The organism is Microbacterium sp. 20-116 (genome assembly GCF_041079415.1).
In the GTDB taxonomy this organism is placed as follows: Bacteria; Actinomycetota; Actinomycetes; order Actinomycetales; family Microbacteriaceae; genus Microbacterium.
In genome coordinates, this window is sequence record NZ_JBFYGP010000002.1 from 630,350 (window position 1) to 647,742 (window position 17,393).

5 protein-coding genes are annotated in these 17,393 nt (G+C 73.4%); 4 read left to right on the forward strand and 1 reads right to left on the reverse strand.

The annotated features are described in order from the left end of the window. Positions 1-17 precede the first annotated feature (17 nt). Genes AB6V29_RS07040 through AB6V29_RS07055 form a run of 4 tightly spaced genes read left to right on the forward strand, consistent with a single transcriptional unit; the run spans position 18 to position 16,690 of the window. The gene (locus tag AB6V29_RS07040; protein ID WP_369357752.1) at positions 18-10,256 is read left to right on the forward strand and encodes a hypothetical protein; all 10,239 of its coding nucleotides are present in this window, start codon (positions 18-20) and stop codon (positions 10,254-10,256) included. A gap of 3 nt (positions 10,257-10,259) precedes the next feature. After that, positions 10,260-13,217 (forward strand): hypothetical protein, encoded by a 2,958-nt coding sequence (locus tag AB6V29_RS07045; RefSeq protein WP_369357754.1) that lies wholly within the window; start codon positions 10,260-10,262, stop codon positions 13,215-13,217. Between the two features lie 12 nt (positions 13,218-13,229). Continuing rightward, positions 13,230-13,703, forward strand: a complete 474-nt coding sequence (locus AB6V29_RS07050) for a hypothetical protein (RefSeq protein WP_369357756.1) — start codon at positions 13,230-13,232, stop codon at positions 13,701-13,703. Beyond that, positions 13,688-16,690, forward strand: a complete 3,003-nt coding sequence (locus AB6V29_RS07055) for an AAA family ATPase (protein WP_369357757.1) — start codon at positions 13,688-13,690, stop codon at positions 16,688-16,690. The genes AB6V29_RS07050 and AB6V29_RS07055 overlap by 16 nt, the downstream gene beginning before the upstream one ends. Before the next feature lie 57 nt (positions 16,691-16,747). On the opposite strand, the gene AB6V29_RS07060 is transcribed toward AB6V29_RS07055, so the two are convergent. Then, the gene (locus AB6V29_RS07060; protein ID WP_369357759.1) at positions 16,748-17,284 is read right to left on the reverse strand and encodes a sigma-70 family RNA polymerase sigma factor; all 537 of its coding nucleotides are present in this window, start codon (positions 17,282-17,284) and stop codon (positions 16,748-16,750) included. Between the last annotated feature and the right edge of the window lie 109 nt (positions 17,285-17,393).

A 17,393-nucleotide genomic window follows, 5' to 3' on the forward strand; every position in this document is an offset into this window, starting at 1 on the left:
CGAGAAAGGAGGACGCGATGGCGCTCATGGTCAGCAACGAGGCCGCGAACCTCTTCCTCGTGCTCGCGGGAGAGCGCTTCCCGATGGCCAACGAGGACCAGCTGCGCGACCTCGCGCGGGGTTGGCAGATGGCCGCTCGTGAGCTGAACGACCTCGACGGCGATCTGCGCCGTGATCTGCTGGCGACGCAGCGCGGCTTCACCGGTAGAAGCCGCGACGCGTACGACCAGTACATCGCCTCGCTCACCGAGGGCGACGCGCTGCGGGAGGTCGCCGAGTCGATGCTCTCGAGCTCGCAGTTCCTCGCGAAGCTCGCACTCGACGTGGAGTACACGAAGTACACGCTGATCGGCGCCCTGATCGCGCTCATCGCCGAAATCGCCTGGGCCATCGCCATGGCGGTGCCGTCGTTCGGGTCGTCGTTGGCGTGGCTCGCCGCGCGCAAGGCGATGTACTCCATCCTGTTCCGTACGGTGCTGCGGAAGCTCCTCGCGGAGGTCGCGAAGGGGGCGGCGTTCAACGTCCTGAGCGAGGTCGCCATCGACGCGGTCGCCCAGCTCGCGCAGATGGCGGAGGGCAATCGCACCGAGTGGGACGGCGACAAGACCTCCGGTGCGGCGGCGGGCGGAGCCCTCGCCGGCATGTTCGGCGGCGCCGTCGTTATCGGCGGTGCGGCGATCGGCAAGGGCCTCGGCAAGGGCGCCGGCGACATCGCTGTGCCCGGAGCGGGAAAGGGCGTGGATGACGACGTCCTCGACGCGGCGCCGAGCCCGAGCGGGGGTCCGACGTCGAACCCGAGTCCGACGCCGAACCCGCGTCCGACGCCGAGCCCGAGTCCGGCGTCCAGCCCGATGCCACCTCCCGCGACGCCGAAGCCGGGGCCGACGCCCACTCCGTCGTCGGGTGGCTCGGGCTCGCTCCCGGTTTCCTCGACGACGGGAGCGGGGCCACGGCCGCACGGCTGGAGAGAGACCGGTCAGGGCATCGTCACGGACTTCGCGGGCGAGGCCTTCGTGGAGGTCATGACGGAGGGCACCTACAACGCCATCCAGGGCCAGGGGTTCGATGTCAGCGCCGGCGGAGTGATGTCGGCGGCGTCGTCGAGCATCGGCACGGGCCTCGGCGAGGCGGCCGGCTTCCACCTCGGCGGTGGGTCTACTCAGGGCGGTGGGGATGCGACGGGCGAGGGGACGAGCGCGGATGATCGATCCGGCGTGACGTCTGACGGCGGCGCGGCGGATCCCGCCCCGGCGCCGGGGACGAACCCCGGCTCGGGCTCGGGCGCGGGGGCGGGACGGACCTCGGGGCCCACGGCGACGTCCGGCGCGGGAGCGGGCACGGGCCCGGGCAGACGTCCGGCGGACTTCCCCGACCGCGCCGGGGCGGCACCGGCGCCCGGGCAGAGCTCTCCCGGGGTGGAGCCACCGCCCGGGGCGACGATGCCGCCCTCGCCACGGGGGGAACGGCCGGACGCCGCGTCCTCGACGGAGTCAGCGGCGGCACAGACCGCTTCTGCCACCCCGCTCCCCGCGGCATCCGCGCCCTCCGGGCAGCCCTCGTCGGCATCGGCTCCGGTCGGCCCGTCCACAACCCCGGGTGCCCCTTCGGGTGTGTTGGCGGACCCGGGGGCCTCGGACCGGCCCGGGATGCCGATCGAACAGCGGGAGGTGGCCGAGGGGGGGCCGGTGGGCGAACGCGGCGAGACGGAGACCGGACCGACGGCGCCGCCTGACTTGGCGACGACCCCCGGTGTCGAGGCGCGGCCGGCTCCCGCCCGCCCCGCGGACGCGATGACGCCGGGCTCTGTGGCGTCGGGATCCACGGTGACGCCGGGTCCCGCGGCGACGCCGGGACCCGCGGCGACGCCGGGACCCGCCTCCACGCCGGGGTCCGCGATGACATCGGGGCCCGCGGCGACGACGGATTCCCTGGCGACTCCGGACCCTGCGGTGACGGACACGACCGGTCCGGTGGCATCGGACACCACGGGCTCTGCACCGGTGGACCCGGCACCCGGCCCCGCGACGTCGGATGCGGCAAGGCCCGGCGAGGCAGTCGTCGAGACGACCGAGCCCGACCCTGCTGAGACGCCCGCCCCTGTCGGGTCGTCGGGTTCGGCGCACGCGGACGCGGCCGCTCCTGGCCCCGTGCCTGCCGATGGTTCGACACCGGCATCCGCGGTGGCGCCGGCTCCGGGAGGGGCGGGTCCGGCGACGTCCCAGCAGGGGGCCACGCCCGACGCGGTGCCTTCAGACACGGCGACTCCCGGGCCGGCGACGTCCGATGCTTCGACGACCCGACCCGTGGTGACGCCGGACTCAGGTCTAGCGGACGCGGCGACGCCCGGTCCGATGACGCCTGACGCGTCGACGTCTCGACCCGTGGCGACGCCGCCGGACTCGGCGACGCCCGACCCCGCGCCGACGGAGACGGCGACGCCCCGCCCCGCGGCGACACCCGACCCTACGGCGCCCGCCGCAGAAACGCCCGGCCCCTCGGCGATGCCGGACCCGGCGGCGGACACGGCGACGGCTGAGCAGACGACGACACCCGCCGCCACGGCCACGCCCGGCTCGACCACGCAGTACGACCCGGCGCCCGACCCGGCGGTGGACGGTGCGCAGCGGGCGACACCGCAGGACAGCATTCGCACGGATGCCGAGGACGTCGGCGCCGCACCCGTCTCGTCCGACGGCGAGTCGGACACGTCGCGCCGGGTGGCCCACGAGGTCGGGCCCGACCGTCCAGGGGGCAAGCCTGCAGTCGACGGGCGAGAGACGGCCGATTCGCCGCCGACGGCTTCACCCTCGGTGGCCCCCGACCGCGTCCGACCCGAGGGAGTCCCCGCTCCCGTTTCCGCGCCGGCGGATCAGGCGGTGACCCCGAATGGCTCGCGGAGTGAGGCGACGGCATCCGATCCGCGTCCGGGTCGTGCGGATACGGTTGACGCTTCCGCCGACCTCGCCTTCGGCGGACCGGCTGTCGCACCGACGGCCACGCCGCGTGCGGACGCAGCGGCGCCCGCCTCGGGAACGCCCGGGCCGGCACGGCAGACCGCGCCGACGGACGCGGCCCTGGGAGCCGCGCCGTCGAAGGCGCCGACGGCCGTCACGCCGTCAGCGCCGCCGACGGGTTCGACGTCGTCGCCCTCCGCGCAGCCGAAGGCCCCGACCGCGCTGCCGTCCGCCCTTCCAACGTCTTCGCGGGCACCGGCGCCGGCCTCCGAGTCGTCGCGCGTCGGCCCGGGGCTCGCGGCCGCCGGCACGGCCCCGGGGCAGCCGAACGCTGCGCCGCAGGACGCGGGCGGCCCCCGGCATCCGGGATCAGGACCGGCGAGCACGCGTTCCGCGGGGCCGTCATCCCCGGCGGCCGTGGCACCGACGCCATCGTCGGCCGCGGCCCCCGCGGCGGCAGCGTCTCCGGCTCCCGCGTCGCCCGCGCCCTCTTCTCCGCCGCCGCCGCCTCCGCTGCCGATTCGCGCGCCGCGGACCCCCGCCGCCGCGCCCGCGGGACCCTCGCGAACCCGCCGAGACCCGATTCCTCCGCCACCGGCACCGGATCCGCGACAGCCCGCCGCGAGCGACGAGGGATGGCGGCACGCGCCCGATGCGACAGCGCCGTGGTCGGATCCCTCGAACCCCGTCCGCGAGTCGGAGTGGCGTCCCCGGCTGGCATCCGCGACGCCGCACCGCGTGGACCAGACCGCTTTCGACGTGCGCGCCGACAGCCGGCCGGGACGGCCCGACCGCTTCGAGGGACACATCGCCTACGACCGAGCGCGCGTCATCGTGCCCGATGGTCGGGCGGTCCAGGTCTACACCGTGCGCGTCCACCTGGTGCGGGGGGCGGGCGTCACCGACGCCGAGGTCACCGCCGCACAGGACCGAGCCCGGGCGAGCGTGGCGGCCATCGTCAATCGCGGCTATCGACTTCCCAGCGGCGATCAGATGCATCTCGATGTCGAGTTCACTCCCACCGCTGCGACCGCGCACGCCACCGTCCGGGTCGTCGCCGGCGTCGATGAAGTGGGGACGACCGGCCGCGGGCCGGACGGGGAGCCGGTCACCGAGACGGACCAGCGGACGTGGCGGACCGATGAATCCGGAGCGGTGTTGACGCACGAGCTGCTGCACTTCCTCGGCCTCGCCGACGAGTCGCTGGATGCGCGACGCATCTTCCTGCAGACTCCCCGGCGCAGCGCCGTGAGCAACGACACCGGCATCATGGGCGATGCGGTCCATCACGGCGGTGCGACGGTGTATCCGCGTCACCTCTGGGCGATCGAGCGCATTGCCGACGGCGAACACCGGCTGCCGGACCGGCAGTACCCGGCCAACGACATCCTCCAGGGCCAACCGCTGCCCGTCTCGACCATCGGTGACCCCCACGACCTGCGGACCCAGGTCGCCCGTCATCTGCGCGTGCGACCGGACCGTGTCTCGCGGTCGCTGGGCCTGGACGATCGGTCGACGGCGGCGGAGGTCGCTGCCGCGTGGCGCGGCGTGCTCGCGTCCGGGGTCATCACGGTCGACGGACACACCGCCGCGGTGCACCGCACCGATGTGCGCATGCCGGCCGTGACCCCGACGGCCCCCGCGGCGAAGCCAGCGGCGACCGACGGCGCCCCCGCGACCGCGAAACCCGTGACCCCGGCCGAGGATGTCTTCTCGCGCACGCAGAACGTGGAGACCGGGGACAAGAAGTCCCTGAGCACCTCCCACCAGGTGGCGGGGCAGGTGACGGTGGCCGCGGGCTTCGGGCCGGGGTACCCCGCCGTGACCTTCGGCCTGGGCGCCGGTACGGGCTCCGATCTCGGCGTCAAGACGACGCTCAGCGACTCGGCGACCCCGGCGACCGCACCGACGCCCGCGCACGCCGCGGTGTCTCTGGCCCTCACGACGGGCGCCAGGACGACACCCGTCCGCGTCGACATGACCTTGTCGATGCCTGAGCTGGAGCACACCGTACCCCACGCCCGCCCGCAACGCGGACGCGCGCCGGGGGCGCCCGCAGACCCGCGGAGCGCCGACCTCCGGGGCATCCGTCCCCAGCGCGCCACCCATCTCGACACCGCCGCCGTCCGCCCGACGTCGCAGAGGGACGTCGACGCACTCACGAGCCTGCTCACGGCGTCGGGGGCGGCGACGACGAAGGGCGACTCCCTGGCGTTTTCGGTGGATGCCGGAGCGCCGCAGGTCACCTTCCGGGGGGTGTCCGCAGGGTCGAGCAAGACCACGAGCAGCACCGCCTTCTCGTCCGGCTGGTCGAAGAACACCGAGCTGAACGCCACGATCGGTGCGCGCGGGCGCGTGCGCAGCTTCTTCCGCACCGGCGGTGGCCTGACTGTGACGCTGAGCGGCCAGCACGGCGGATCGAAGGAGCTGAAGCATTCCAGCTCGCGCAGCGACGACGACAAGCTGGCGGTCTACACCCTCTCCCGCACGGTCCGGGTGGCGTCCGGTCGCGGCGCTCCGCAGCCGGTCGAGGTACGTACGACGTTCTCGGTGCCGATCGCCGACGCCGCGGCGCGCGGGCTGTGGCTGCCGGACGCCGTCGCCCCCGCCAACGGCAACGCACCGTCCGTGACGCCGGGCGCCGACACCGCCTTCGATCCCTCGAAGGACTCGTTCGTCTCGGCGCCCGCGGATCTGGCGGACCAGATCGCGGCGGGACTCGGGCTGTCTGAGAAAGGTGCCGGTGCCGTTGCGGGTCGGTTCGACGGAGACGCCGGCAAGGCCTCGCTGCACGATGCGGCCACCGGCGGGGCGACCATCACGTGGCAGGAGGGCGGCCGGACGCACCGTGTCACGGTGCAGGCCGACATCGCCCTCACCGACGCGGACGACACCATCGCCAGCGTCCCGTCCAAGCGCGAGGAGTCCCTCGCGAGCAAGCGCGAGATGACGGTGGACTCCAAGCGCGGTCAGCGCTTCACCTTCGGCGGGCTTCTCCTCGCCGCGTCCGGGGCTCCGGCGACGAGCGCACTCGGCCCGGATTGGGGCCGGGCCTCCGCCCAGGTATCCGCCGGGCACCAGCGTTCGGTCAAGAGCTCGGCATCCCAGGCGTTGAAAGAGACGCGTGCGGCGTCCGGTGACACGCCCGCGGCCTACCACCCCGCGCACACGACCCTTCGGGTGGTTCACGAGTCGACCGCGGATGCGAACGTCTTCCAGCGTGCTCTCGCGGGCGGAAGGCTCCTCGGAAGCGGTCCGGCGAGCAGCCGGCACCGCGCGGAGACGCCGAATGCCGGCCGGTCGATCCTGGTGAGCGGGGTCGTCGTGCGTCGTCCCCAGCTTGACGGCGTCGCGCCGACCTCCGCGGGCGGGCGCACCCTCGTGGGAGCGGTCCGTGACAGCGCGTTCCGCGCGGTCGACCTCGCGGCTCTCGGCCCCTTCGCCAAGGTCGAGCGCATTCACGGGCATGAGGTGCACGCCGAGGTGCTCGAGGCCTCGCTCTCCAAGCGCGGCGACCTCACTCGCGGATCCGGCGCGCGACACCGCCGCATCTGGGGCAGTGGGAACTTCTCGAGCTGGGGCCCGCTGACCTTCGACACCGCCTCCGGCACCGTCTCCCGTACCCACGCCCTCACGCGATCGCCCTTCACCAGGCCGGGCGAGGTCACCGCGTCGGCCGTCGCCGCGCTCGCGTCCGACGCCGGACTCCGCACGATCGCGAACGCGGGGCTCGGCGGTCGCCGCGTGTCGACCGGTGATATGACGCTCACCGGCAAGCTCGGCGACCTGCGCGGCTCGGTCGACGTGGAGCAGCGCCTGGGCAATCCCACCTTCGTCACCACCCGGCAGGACCGGACGCTGACGCGAGGCTCCGGGGAGGACCGCAGCGTCGGGACGTCGCGGGAATGGAACGTCGGCTTCGGCGGCGACGCGATGCTGCGCGCGGTGGTGCCGGGCTCGAAGAATCGGTTCGTCATGCAGGGAGGGCTCAAGGCGGGGTACACCTACGGCCGGTCCGCGGACCACAGCCTGTCGACCGGCAGATCGACCGAGCGCAGCCGGACGGGGGAGACCGTCGTCCTCCGCTTCGACGCCGAACGCACCTACTCGCCCACCCTGGAGCTGCGCCGGTGGCGGTGGCGTCGAGGTTTCGCCAACCCGTCGTACACCCGCTACGAGCCGGAGTCCGTGGACGTCGAGCTGCCCGCTGCCGAGGCCGCGAAGCTGCTGCTGGCGCACGGTGTCGCCCTGCCGCCCGAACTGAGCGCTCACGCTGCCGCGGCGCCCGCGGACCCGGTGTCGGGTCCGGCCGCCCCGTCACCCGCTCCGGGGGGCACTGGGTCGTCGGCGAACCCGAGCACGGCCGCTTCGGCGGGCCCGAGCACGGCGCCGGCGGTTCTCCCCGTCGGAGAGCCGGGCGGCTACGAGATGACCCCCCTTCCTCGACCGCAGCCGTCGCCCGGCGGTGGGACCGCGGCGACGAACGCCCCGAGTGCCTCGGCGACCGGGAGCGGCGACCCCCTCGGGCCCTACCGCGACGACTCCGATGCCGTCGTCGGGCACAGCACGATCTCGGCACAGGATCTCGACTCCATGGATGCCACCTGGCGACCGCGTGGCGTGGGTGACGCGGACCGCGGGCTCATCGCGGCCGAGGTTCGGCGCCTGCTCACCGAGGCGCCGGGATCCGGATTCCTCCGCGATGCGATCGTCGGCCCCAATCGGGTCACGATCCCGCTGCCGGGGAGTTCGTTCAGCCAGCGCACCGCGACGATCGAGGTCACCGTCGCTCATCGACCGGATCCGAGGGATTCCGAGAAGCGGACGACCCTGACGGGGGAGAAGCTGTCGACGGATCGGTCGCATGGCATCGCCGGTAAGAGCAGCAGCTTCCACGCCGTCGACATCGGAGCCGACGGTCGGTTGGGGTTCAACACCCGGGCGGATGCCGACATCGACCACCCGGGCGCGGAGATCGCCCCGCAGCACGACGTGACCGTGTTCAACCGCCGATGGGACAAGAGCGCGTCCGAGCCGGTGTCCCCGACGGTGACCGTCACCGCCGAGCACGAAGCGCTGGAGCAGCATCACATCCCCGTCACCTTCGACGTCGACGTGAGCATCCACGAGCACGTCAGCGGTGCCATCGACGCGATGCTGCCGCGCAGCATCACCGGGGGAACGCATCAGAACCTTCCCCCGCTCTCGTTCGCCGGTTCTCTCGACATCCTCGAGCCGCAGAACTCACCGGAGGCGATCGCGTCCGCGCCGCCCGCGCCGAGCGCGAAGCAGTTCCATCTGCCGGCGGCGGGAGCCTGGCGACCCGTGCGGTGGGACCACACGGGAGGCGACGCCATCCGGGCTGCCGTGCACGCGCGACTCGGTTCGCTCGGTGGCGAGCGGCCGGGCGACGTCTACGACGAAGCGCTGCGCGTGTCGATCTCGGACGGCTCACTCTTCGCCGCGCTCCCGCGGATCGTCTCGGGCGAGACGTTCCGCTCCGACGATCTCATCGCCCGACGCGGCGCCTTCCGCGACGTCCGATCCCATGTCTCCGTCTCCGGCGCGCTCGTGGCGCCGTCGATCCGGTTGGACACGACCGCGCCGGAGACGACGCTGAAGCACTCGTTCGACCTCGGCACCGGTACGGCAGCCGGGCGCAAACAGGCGGATGAGACGGGCGCGACCCTCCAGTTCGGCATGTTCGGCGAGACCGACGGCGGCTTCGCGTTCGGGGGGTTTACACCGTCGTGGAAGGTGTCTTCGAGCCGGACGGGCGAACAGGGGGAGGACGTCAAGACCTCCGAGAAGATCACGCACAAGGGCCGGTCGTTCATCGTCGACGCGCACCTGCGGTTGAAGGTGGATGCCGGAACCACGACCGTCGTGAGCCGCGACGGCGAACGGCAACCGGACGAGATCGACGTGCCCGTGGTGCTGCAGGTGTGGGAGCAGCAACTGGGTGCCCTCGATCTCGTGGCGCCCGCCGACCTCGCCGGCGACGCGGTCCGTGATGCCGACGCTGCGCGCGAGGCTGCGAAGGCGGCGGCGCGCGAAGACGAGGCTCGAGACGCACGTGCGGCGGCCCGGCAGCGGGCGCGAGATGCAGAGGATCAGGCCGAGCAGGAACGTCGGGCCGAGGAGGACCGCAGGGCCAAGGCGAAGCGGAGGGCTGAGGAAGAGAGCAAGCGTCGCCAGGCAGAGGAGGAGCGCGAGCGTCGGGAAGCTGAGGACAAGCGCGCGCGTCGGGAAGCTGAGGACAAGCGCGCGCGTCGGGAAGCTGAGGACAAGCGCAAGGCGGAGGCGGAGCGTAAGGCCGAGGAGGAGCGCGAGCGTCGCGAGGCCGAGGCGAAGCGCAAGGCGGAGGCGGAGCGTAAGGCTGTGGAGGAGCGCGAGCGTCGCGAGGCCGAGGACAAGCGCAAGGCCGAGGCGGACCGCAAGGCTGTGGAGGAGCGCGAGCGTCGCGAAGCCGAGGATAGGCGCGAAGCCGAGCAGAAGCGCAAGGCCGAGGCGGACGCGGAGGCGAAGCGGAAGACCGAGGCCGAGCGGAATGAGATCGAGGACCAACAGCGCCGACGCGACGAGGAGCAACGCCGACGCGACGAGGAGGCCTCGGCCGAGGACCGGGCGGATGCCGATGACGACAGTTCCGCGCGCGATCACGACGGGTACGAGCCCGACGACGACTCCGACGGCGGGTCCGACGTGGGCTGGGGCTCGGACGACGGTGACGACGACCGCGAGTCGACCTCCGTCGCCGACGATTCACCGCCGCCGCCGGTCCCCGGTGCCCCGACGCCGCCCGGACCCGGCGGACCGTCCCAGACCACTGCGGTCGACGACTCCGACTCCGAGTACGCGACAGCCCCGAGTGAGCAGCCGTCGGACGCGGAGTACTTCACGGCCCCGGAGCCCCAGGCTGACGAGCCACCGTCCCGACCTGCGCCGCCCCGGCCCCGCGCCGCGACGCCGTTCCCCGCCGCGACAGCCTTCCCCGCCGCGACGCCGCCGCCCTCGTCCGCGTCGGTCGACGGCATCCGGGATCTCCCGTCACCGGCCGCGCACGCGCCCGTCTCGTCGCCGGTCGACCTTCCTCATGCCCTCCCTCCGGGGGAGGTGTGGATTCCCGATGCGCCGATGTCGGGCTACGTGCCCGAGGAGGAGGACGAGCACGACGACGACGGCATCCTGCTCCCGGACGGCACTCTCACCGGGGACGGGTCGGCCTTCGACGCCCAGGCCTTCTTTGACGATGCGCTGGCGGGAATGAGCACATCGGCCGACAGCTCCACGACGAGATGAACCGTGGACGCCGTCTCGCCCGTGGTCGAGATGAGGGAAGGGGATGCCGTGTCGTCGATCACCGTGGAACGGACGGGTTTCGGGATCGTCGTCGCCGCCGAGGGCGACGTTGAGACCGAGTCCCTTCTCGACGGTCTGCCTCCGCTGCGGGCCGCGCGCTACCTGTTGGCGACACCAGCTCTGCAGCAATCTCTCCGGGAGGCCGCGCCCGAGGTCGTCGACGCGGTACGACCTCACCTCGACGGCACCGTCGTCGTCCCGGCCGACGGATTCGCCGGGGAGGGCGCGGACGGCGCGGAGGCAGACAGCGCTCGGCTGGCCCGCGTGCTCGGTGTTCCGGTCGTCGCGCCGGAGGGGCGTTTCCTTCCGTGCCCGGGCACGCTGTTCTCTGTCGGCCGGGGGGACGGCTGGATCACCCGCAGTCCCCGGGGCGCGCGTGTTCCCACCGGACGGCGCTATCCGGCCCCGAGGTGGCAGCAGCACCTGCCTTCGAATCTGCCCGGGGCCGCGCACATCCCCGCCGGACTCTGGGTGACCGCGGGCGCCGAGGCGCGCCACGCCGTTCGACTCGCGGGTATCGCGGTGCGGGAGGAACAGTTGCTCGTCGTCGTGGGCAGTCCGGCGGAGCCGGCACCGACCCAGGAGCGGCTGGCGGCGGTGCTGCGGGCGCTACCCGCGGAGGTGCGGTCGGCGGTGGTCCTCGCCGGCTACGGTTCCGGCAGCCTCGACGTCACTACCGCGCGAGACCTGGCTGCGGCGCTGAACCAGCCGCTCCGCATCGCCCACGGGGTCGAGATCGACGGAACGTCCGTCCGACTCGACGGTGACGAGACGACGCCGCCGACGCTCGCGATCGAGAGCGTGTGCGCCCCCGACGGATCCGTGCGCCTCGAGCGCTGGGAGACGCCGCCCGGTCTCGTTGCCGCGCCCGCCGGCGGTTACCGGTTCGACGAGAGAGCGCGGGCGCGGCGCCGGGCGAGCGCGGACTGGCAGGTGCAGATCGTCCCGACGGGGCTCTTGGTGGCCCCGGTGGGGGAGCGGCTCGTCGAGCCCGGCGCTGCCGCCTCGGTCGGTGATGCGCTGAGCGTCTACCTGCAGTGCGACGGTGCGCGGCGGCCGGCGGGGCTGCCGCGGCTGCTCGGTCCCCTTCTCACGCGTCTGGAACGCCTCGGGACCGTGGCGATCCACCCGCTCGACGCCACCGCGCGGCGCGTCGTCCGCGACGCGTATCCCGGCCGGTGGGCGCCCACCGAGGCGCTCGCGCTGACCCCGGACGGCCGGCTCGTCGCCGCGGCGATGGATGCCAGCGGTGACACCGCGGCGGCGGATGCAGCGGTGTTCGTCGACGAGAAGAACGTCAGCCATACGGACCCGGTCGCGGCGCCGTCCGAGCCTCCAGGACACCCCATCGAGGGTCCGGATCATCCCGACGACGCCGTCGTCCCGGTGGCCCGGGAGCGGCGGTCGTCGCAGAGCCCGGTCACGGTCGAAGCCGTCGTGGGCGTCGATGGCGAGACCCGGCCCCCGCGCGAGGGCGCACCCGTCCGTCGAGCCCGTGGCGCGCTGACCGCGGCCGCCCTCGACGGTGAGAACGCCGATGCGAACCGGTCGACACCCGCTCCACCCGCGCCCGCGACCGGTGCGCTCTCGGTCTCGGACCTGAGGTCCGCCGCGCAAGAATCGCCGACGCCCTCGTCGAGCGCCGCGCCGACTGCGGCCGCGTCGCACGCGCCTGCCGAGGCAGCGGCTGCTGAGCACCCGCGGGCGTCGTCCGACGCCGCAATACCGTCAGCCGCCCCCGCCCCCGCCCCCGCCCCCGCCTCGGCCGCTCCCGCCCCGGCTGCCGCCACCCCGGCCGCGCCCGCCCCCACTCCGGCCGCCCCGGCCCCCGTGACCCCGCCGGCCGGAGGCCCCCCGCGTGCGGGCCTGACCCGTGCCCTGCAGGGGTCGACACTCACCCCCGCGCCCGGCCCCGCCTCGCGGACGGGGAGCATCCCCGCCGAGCGACGGCAGACCGCCCCGCACGACCCCGTGGCCCGCGTGTCCCCGTCCGGAGCGGCGCCCACCGCGCCCGCCGCACCGGACCCGACCGCGACCGCGCCCCTACAGACGACCGCTCCCGCACGGCCGACGGCACCGCAACGGGCGACCCCGCCCGCGCAGACGACCGCACCCGCATCGCCGATCGCCCCCGCGCCGGAGCGCGCGAGCGCCGGCGCGGTCGAAGCGGCATCCGTTCCGGCCTCATCGGTGCCGGAGCGCGCGCCGGTTTCGTCCGTCGAACCGCCCGCCGTCACCCTCCCGCGCCGTCTGCGCGAGGTGCCCGCCGGCGTCCGCTCGACCGCAGAGCAGCGCCACGGCGTGCGGACGGCGCTCGGTCCGCGATACGACATCGCCAGTCGTACCGTGTCGCACCTGCTCGCACAGCAGCCCGGCATGCGGGCCTCCACCGGCGACCGCTCCGCCATGCTGACGGGCCTCTCACTCGTGCGGATCTTCGCCGCGGAGCCGCACGCCGAGTACGACCTCGACTTCCACATCTGCCTCGCGGAGGGACTCGCGATGCTCCCCACCGCACGGACGGTCGTCGTCCGTGGCATCCCGTCCGCCGCCGGTGCCACGCCGGGTGACGTCCTCCGGCTGCGGATGCCGCTGGTCGCCGCCGCCGCCGACGGCCCGGCGACCGGTCCGGCCGAGGCGCTCATCTGGACCACGAGCGGCCGTCGGCTCGACCGCGTGCTGCAAGGTGTGACAGGGGCGGAGGACATCGCGCTGCCCGCCGGGATCCGTCTGCGCGTGCTCGAGGGCGGCGGCGGTCCCGCCGCCCGGATGCTCCTCGCCGAGGAGGGGGCCGGGACCGAACAGGCGCTCGCGAGGCTCCGTTCGGTGGCGGAGGCGCGCGGTGACCTGCGTGTGCACACGGACGACCGGTGGCTCGGCGATCTGCCGTGGGCGGCGTGAGGGGCGGGGACGATGAACGAGCACACCTCGGACGGGGGACGTCCGGCGGGCCTCTTCGGCAGGGTCGCGCGCCGTCTGCGCCCGTCCCCGCTGACCGTGATCGCGCGGGTCTTCGACGGTCAGCACGACGGAGCACCGTGGTTCGCGCCCGAGCACCCCGTGATCGTCGACCCGGTCGAGCGCGAAGACGTGCTCGGATTGCTGTGCTCCGGCGCCGTCATCCTGCACGCCGCCCAGAAACTGCGCGATCACGTGGGCGGCCAGGACGCGGCCGTCCCCGCCTCGCTCCGCTCGGACGGCGTCTGGGTCTGGAGCGACGCCTGCGCGTACTTCTTGGAGCGGTACTGGATCGCGCCGGACGCGGAACTGGTGCGGCACCTGCGCACCGCGGGTCCGCCTCGTCCCGTGAACGCGAAGACCTGGCGGCGGCTCTCCGCGGCGATCCGCCCCGACGCCTGGAAGGGCACGACATGGCCTCTCGACTGACCGCACGGGAGCGCACCGTGCTCACCGTCGCCGCCGACCTCCCCGACTGTCATCCGTCGATCGCGTCGGCCCTCGCCTCGGCCGATGACGGCGACGTCATCTCGATCCGCCCGGGTCTCTACCGCGAGTCGCTCCTCATCGACCGTTCCGTATCGCTGTCGGGCGTGGGGGATGCCGGTGAGGTCCGCATCGAAGGCGTCGACGGTCCCGCGGTGTGCAGCACGGCGGAGGCGCGGATGTCCGGCCTCACCCTCGCCCGGACCGACGGCGACGTGGCCGTCGACGTGGCCTCCGGGACGCTGTCGTTGGACGATTGCACCGTCGAGGCAGCGACGGAGGTCGCGCTCGTGGTGCGGGCCGACGCGCAGCTGTCACTGCACGACAGCCGCGTCGCGAACGACGCCGGTGCCGGCGTGCTCGTCTTCGAGGGCGGTCGGTCAGAGATCACCGGCGGCAGGCTCCACGACATCGCCACGACAGCGCTGGTCGTGCGAGGCCCGAGCTCCGCCCACATCGTCGACGTCGTCATCGCGTCCGCGCCCGGCGGCCTGCTCGTCGCCGACGGCGGGCAGTTGACGGTCGCACGCGGCCGGATCGCCGACATCACCGGCGCCGCGATGACCGTCGAAGGCGGAGCGAGCCTGGATGCCACCGGCACGGTCATCGTGGATGGCGGCGGCATCGGGGTGCTCGTGACGTCCGGGGGCTCCGCGACCCTCGCGGACGTCACGATCCGCAACCCCCGGGGCCAGGGCGTCGTCGGCATGGCCGACGCAGTCATCGACCTGTCCGGGGTCGGCATCCACGACGGCGCGACCCACGCGCTGCACCTGATCGAGCGCGCGCAATTGACGGCGAGGGCATGCGAGCTGCGCGGTGCCGGGCACGACGCCGTCGTCGTCGCGGGCTCGGCGTCGGTCACCCTCGTCGACTCCACGATCTCCCGTCCGGCCGGGACGGGCGTGATCGCGTCGGACGAGGCGACCGCGGCGCTGACGGATGTGCGGATCGTCGAGCCCGAGGTCGCCGGGGCGATTGCGCGGGACAGTGCTCGGCTGGTGCTCGAAGGCGGTTCCGTGCGCGGCGGGCGGCAGGGGGCGGTGTGGCAGGGCTCATCGACGGGTTCACTTCGACGGACTCGCCTGCGAGACGTCGCCGGCGATGCGGTGCACGTCGATCCCGACGCCGACGTCGAGCTCGACGAACCGCTGGCCGGGGATGAGGAGCAAGAGTCCGAGATGACAGAGGTGGAGCGGCGGTCCCCGGCGGAGCCCACCGGTGGCACAGATGCCGGCGCACGCCCGGACGGGGCGAGCGAGCTGGACCGCCTTCTCGCGGAGTTGGACGAGCTCGTCGGGCTCGACAGCGTGAAGCGCCAGGTCGAGACGCTCGTGCGCATGCATCAGATGGCCGAACGCCGCGCCGAGGCGGGCCTGCCTTCGCCTCCCATCTCGCGACATCTCGTGTTCGCCGGCTCGCCGGGGACGGGTAAGACGACCGTCGCGCGACTGTACGGGCGGATCCTCGCCGCGCTCGGCATCCTGCGGACCGGCCAGCTCATCGAGGTCGCGCGCCCCGACCTCGTCGCGGCCGTCATCGGCGGCACCGCGATCAAGACGGCGGAGATGTTCGGGAAGGCGCTCGGAGGCGTCCTCTTCATCGACGAGGCGTACGCCCTGTCGAAGGACAGCGGATCGAGCAACGACTTCGGAGGCGAGGCGATCGACACGCTCGTCAAGCTCATGGAGGATCACCGCGACGACGTCGTGGTCATCGTCGCGGGCTACACCAACGACATGCGCACGTTCATGGCGGCCAACCCCGGTCTGTCGTCGCGCTTCTCGCGAACGGTCGAATTCGCCGACTACTCGTCCGCCGAGATGGTGACCATCGTCGAGGGGCTGTGCCGGGTGAACCACTACAGCCTCGAGTTCGAGACGCGCGCGGCGCTGCACGACTACTTCACCAAGCTGCCCCGGGACGAGACCTTCGGCAACGGTCGCACGGCGCGCAAGGTGTTCGAGGAGATGCTCGGCCGTCAGGCCTATCGGCTCGGCAGTCTCACCGAGGTGGACGCGCTCACCCTCACACGCCTCGTGCCGAGCGACCTGGGCCCGTTGCCCGGATCCGCGATTGGCGCCGGCGTCGGCCGCGTCGACGAGGAACGCGTCGAGCAGCTGCTCGGAACGCTCCGCGAGCTCGTCGGGCTCGACGACGTCAAGACCGAGGTGCAGGGGATGGTCGACCTGTTGACGTCTGCGCGCCGCAGGCAGGCTGCGGGGCTGCCCGCGCCCTCTCTCAGCAGGCACCTGATCTTCGCGGGTCCTCCCGGCACGGGTAAGACGACCGTCGCGCGTCTCTACGGCTCTCTTCTCACGGCGCTCGGAGTGCTCGCGCAGGGCCAGGTCACCGAGGTGTCGCGCGCCGACCTCGTCGGCGAGTACGTGGGGCACACGGCGCGGAGGACGACCGAGGCCTTCGACCGCGCGCGGGGCGGCGTGCTGTTCATCGACGAGGCCTACACGCTCGCGTCGGGCGGGGGCAACGGCGCGGACTTCGGAAAGGAGTCGGTGGACACGCTCGTCAAGCTCATGGAGGACCACCGCGACGAGGTCGTGGTCATCGCGGCGGGCTACGAGCGTGAGATGGACCAGTTCCTGGCGACCAATCCGGGCCTGGACTCGCGCTTCTCGCATCGCGTCAGGTTCGCGAACTACACGCCGGACGAGCTGGTGACGATCGTGAACCAGCACGCGACCAGCTCGGGTTACGAGTGCACGGGCTCCACGGTCGCCGCTCTGCGCGGGCACTTCACCGCCGTCGACCGCACGGCGTCTTTCGGTAACGGCCGGTACGCGCGACAGGTCATGGACGCGGCGATCGCCAACCACGCCCGCCGCACACGCACGATCGAGGATCCGTCGATGGACGACCTCGTCCTGCTTCTGCCGGAGGACATTCCCGCGGCCGGCGTCATCGGCGCCTGATGCCGGACACGACATCACCCGCCGGGTGCGGACCCGGCGGGTGATGTTTCGTGCGTCTCAGGCGACGAGAGCCGCGCTCTGGGAGCGGATGGCTCGCAGCGCATGGAACACGCGGCTCTTGACCGTGCCGACCGGGACGCCGAGCCGCTCGGCTGCCGCCGCGGCGGTCTGATCGGCGAAGTAGACCTCCGCGAGCGTGGCACGGTGCACCGGCGACACGACGGCGAGAAGCTCCGTCACGACGACACGGTCCTCGACCTCGTGTGCGGGATCGTCGACGGATGCCGTTCGTTCGGCGTCGAATTCTGACCAGGCGATCTCCGCCGGGCGTGCCCGACGGGCGCGGTGATGATCCATCGCGATGTTGTGGGTCACGCGCGTCAGCCACCCGCGCACCGACCCGCGCTGCTCGGTGAGGCGGTCGAGGTGGTTCCACGCGCGCAGCATGGTCTCTTGTACGACGTCCTCGGCGGTGGCGGTATCGCCGTCGAGCAGACGCGTGGCGTAGCGCACGAGACCGCGCCGGTGCGTGGTGACGAGCTGATCGAAAGCGGCCGGGGTGGTGTGTGCGGTCGGGGCCGGGGGGATGCCCATGGACGAGTCCTTCCTTCGGTGGACGGTTCTTTTCGATCGTCCGACCGCGCGGAAACGCTGTCTCTGGGCTCATCCCCCGTGTCGGGTCGTCGTCCCGACGCGACGGGTA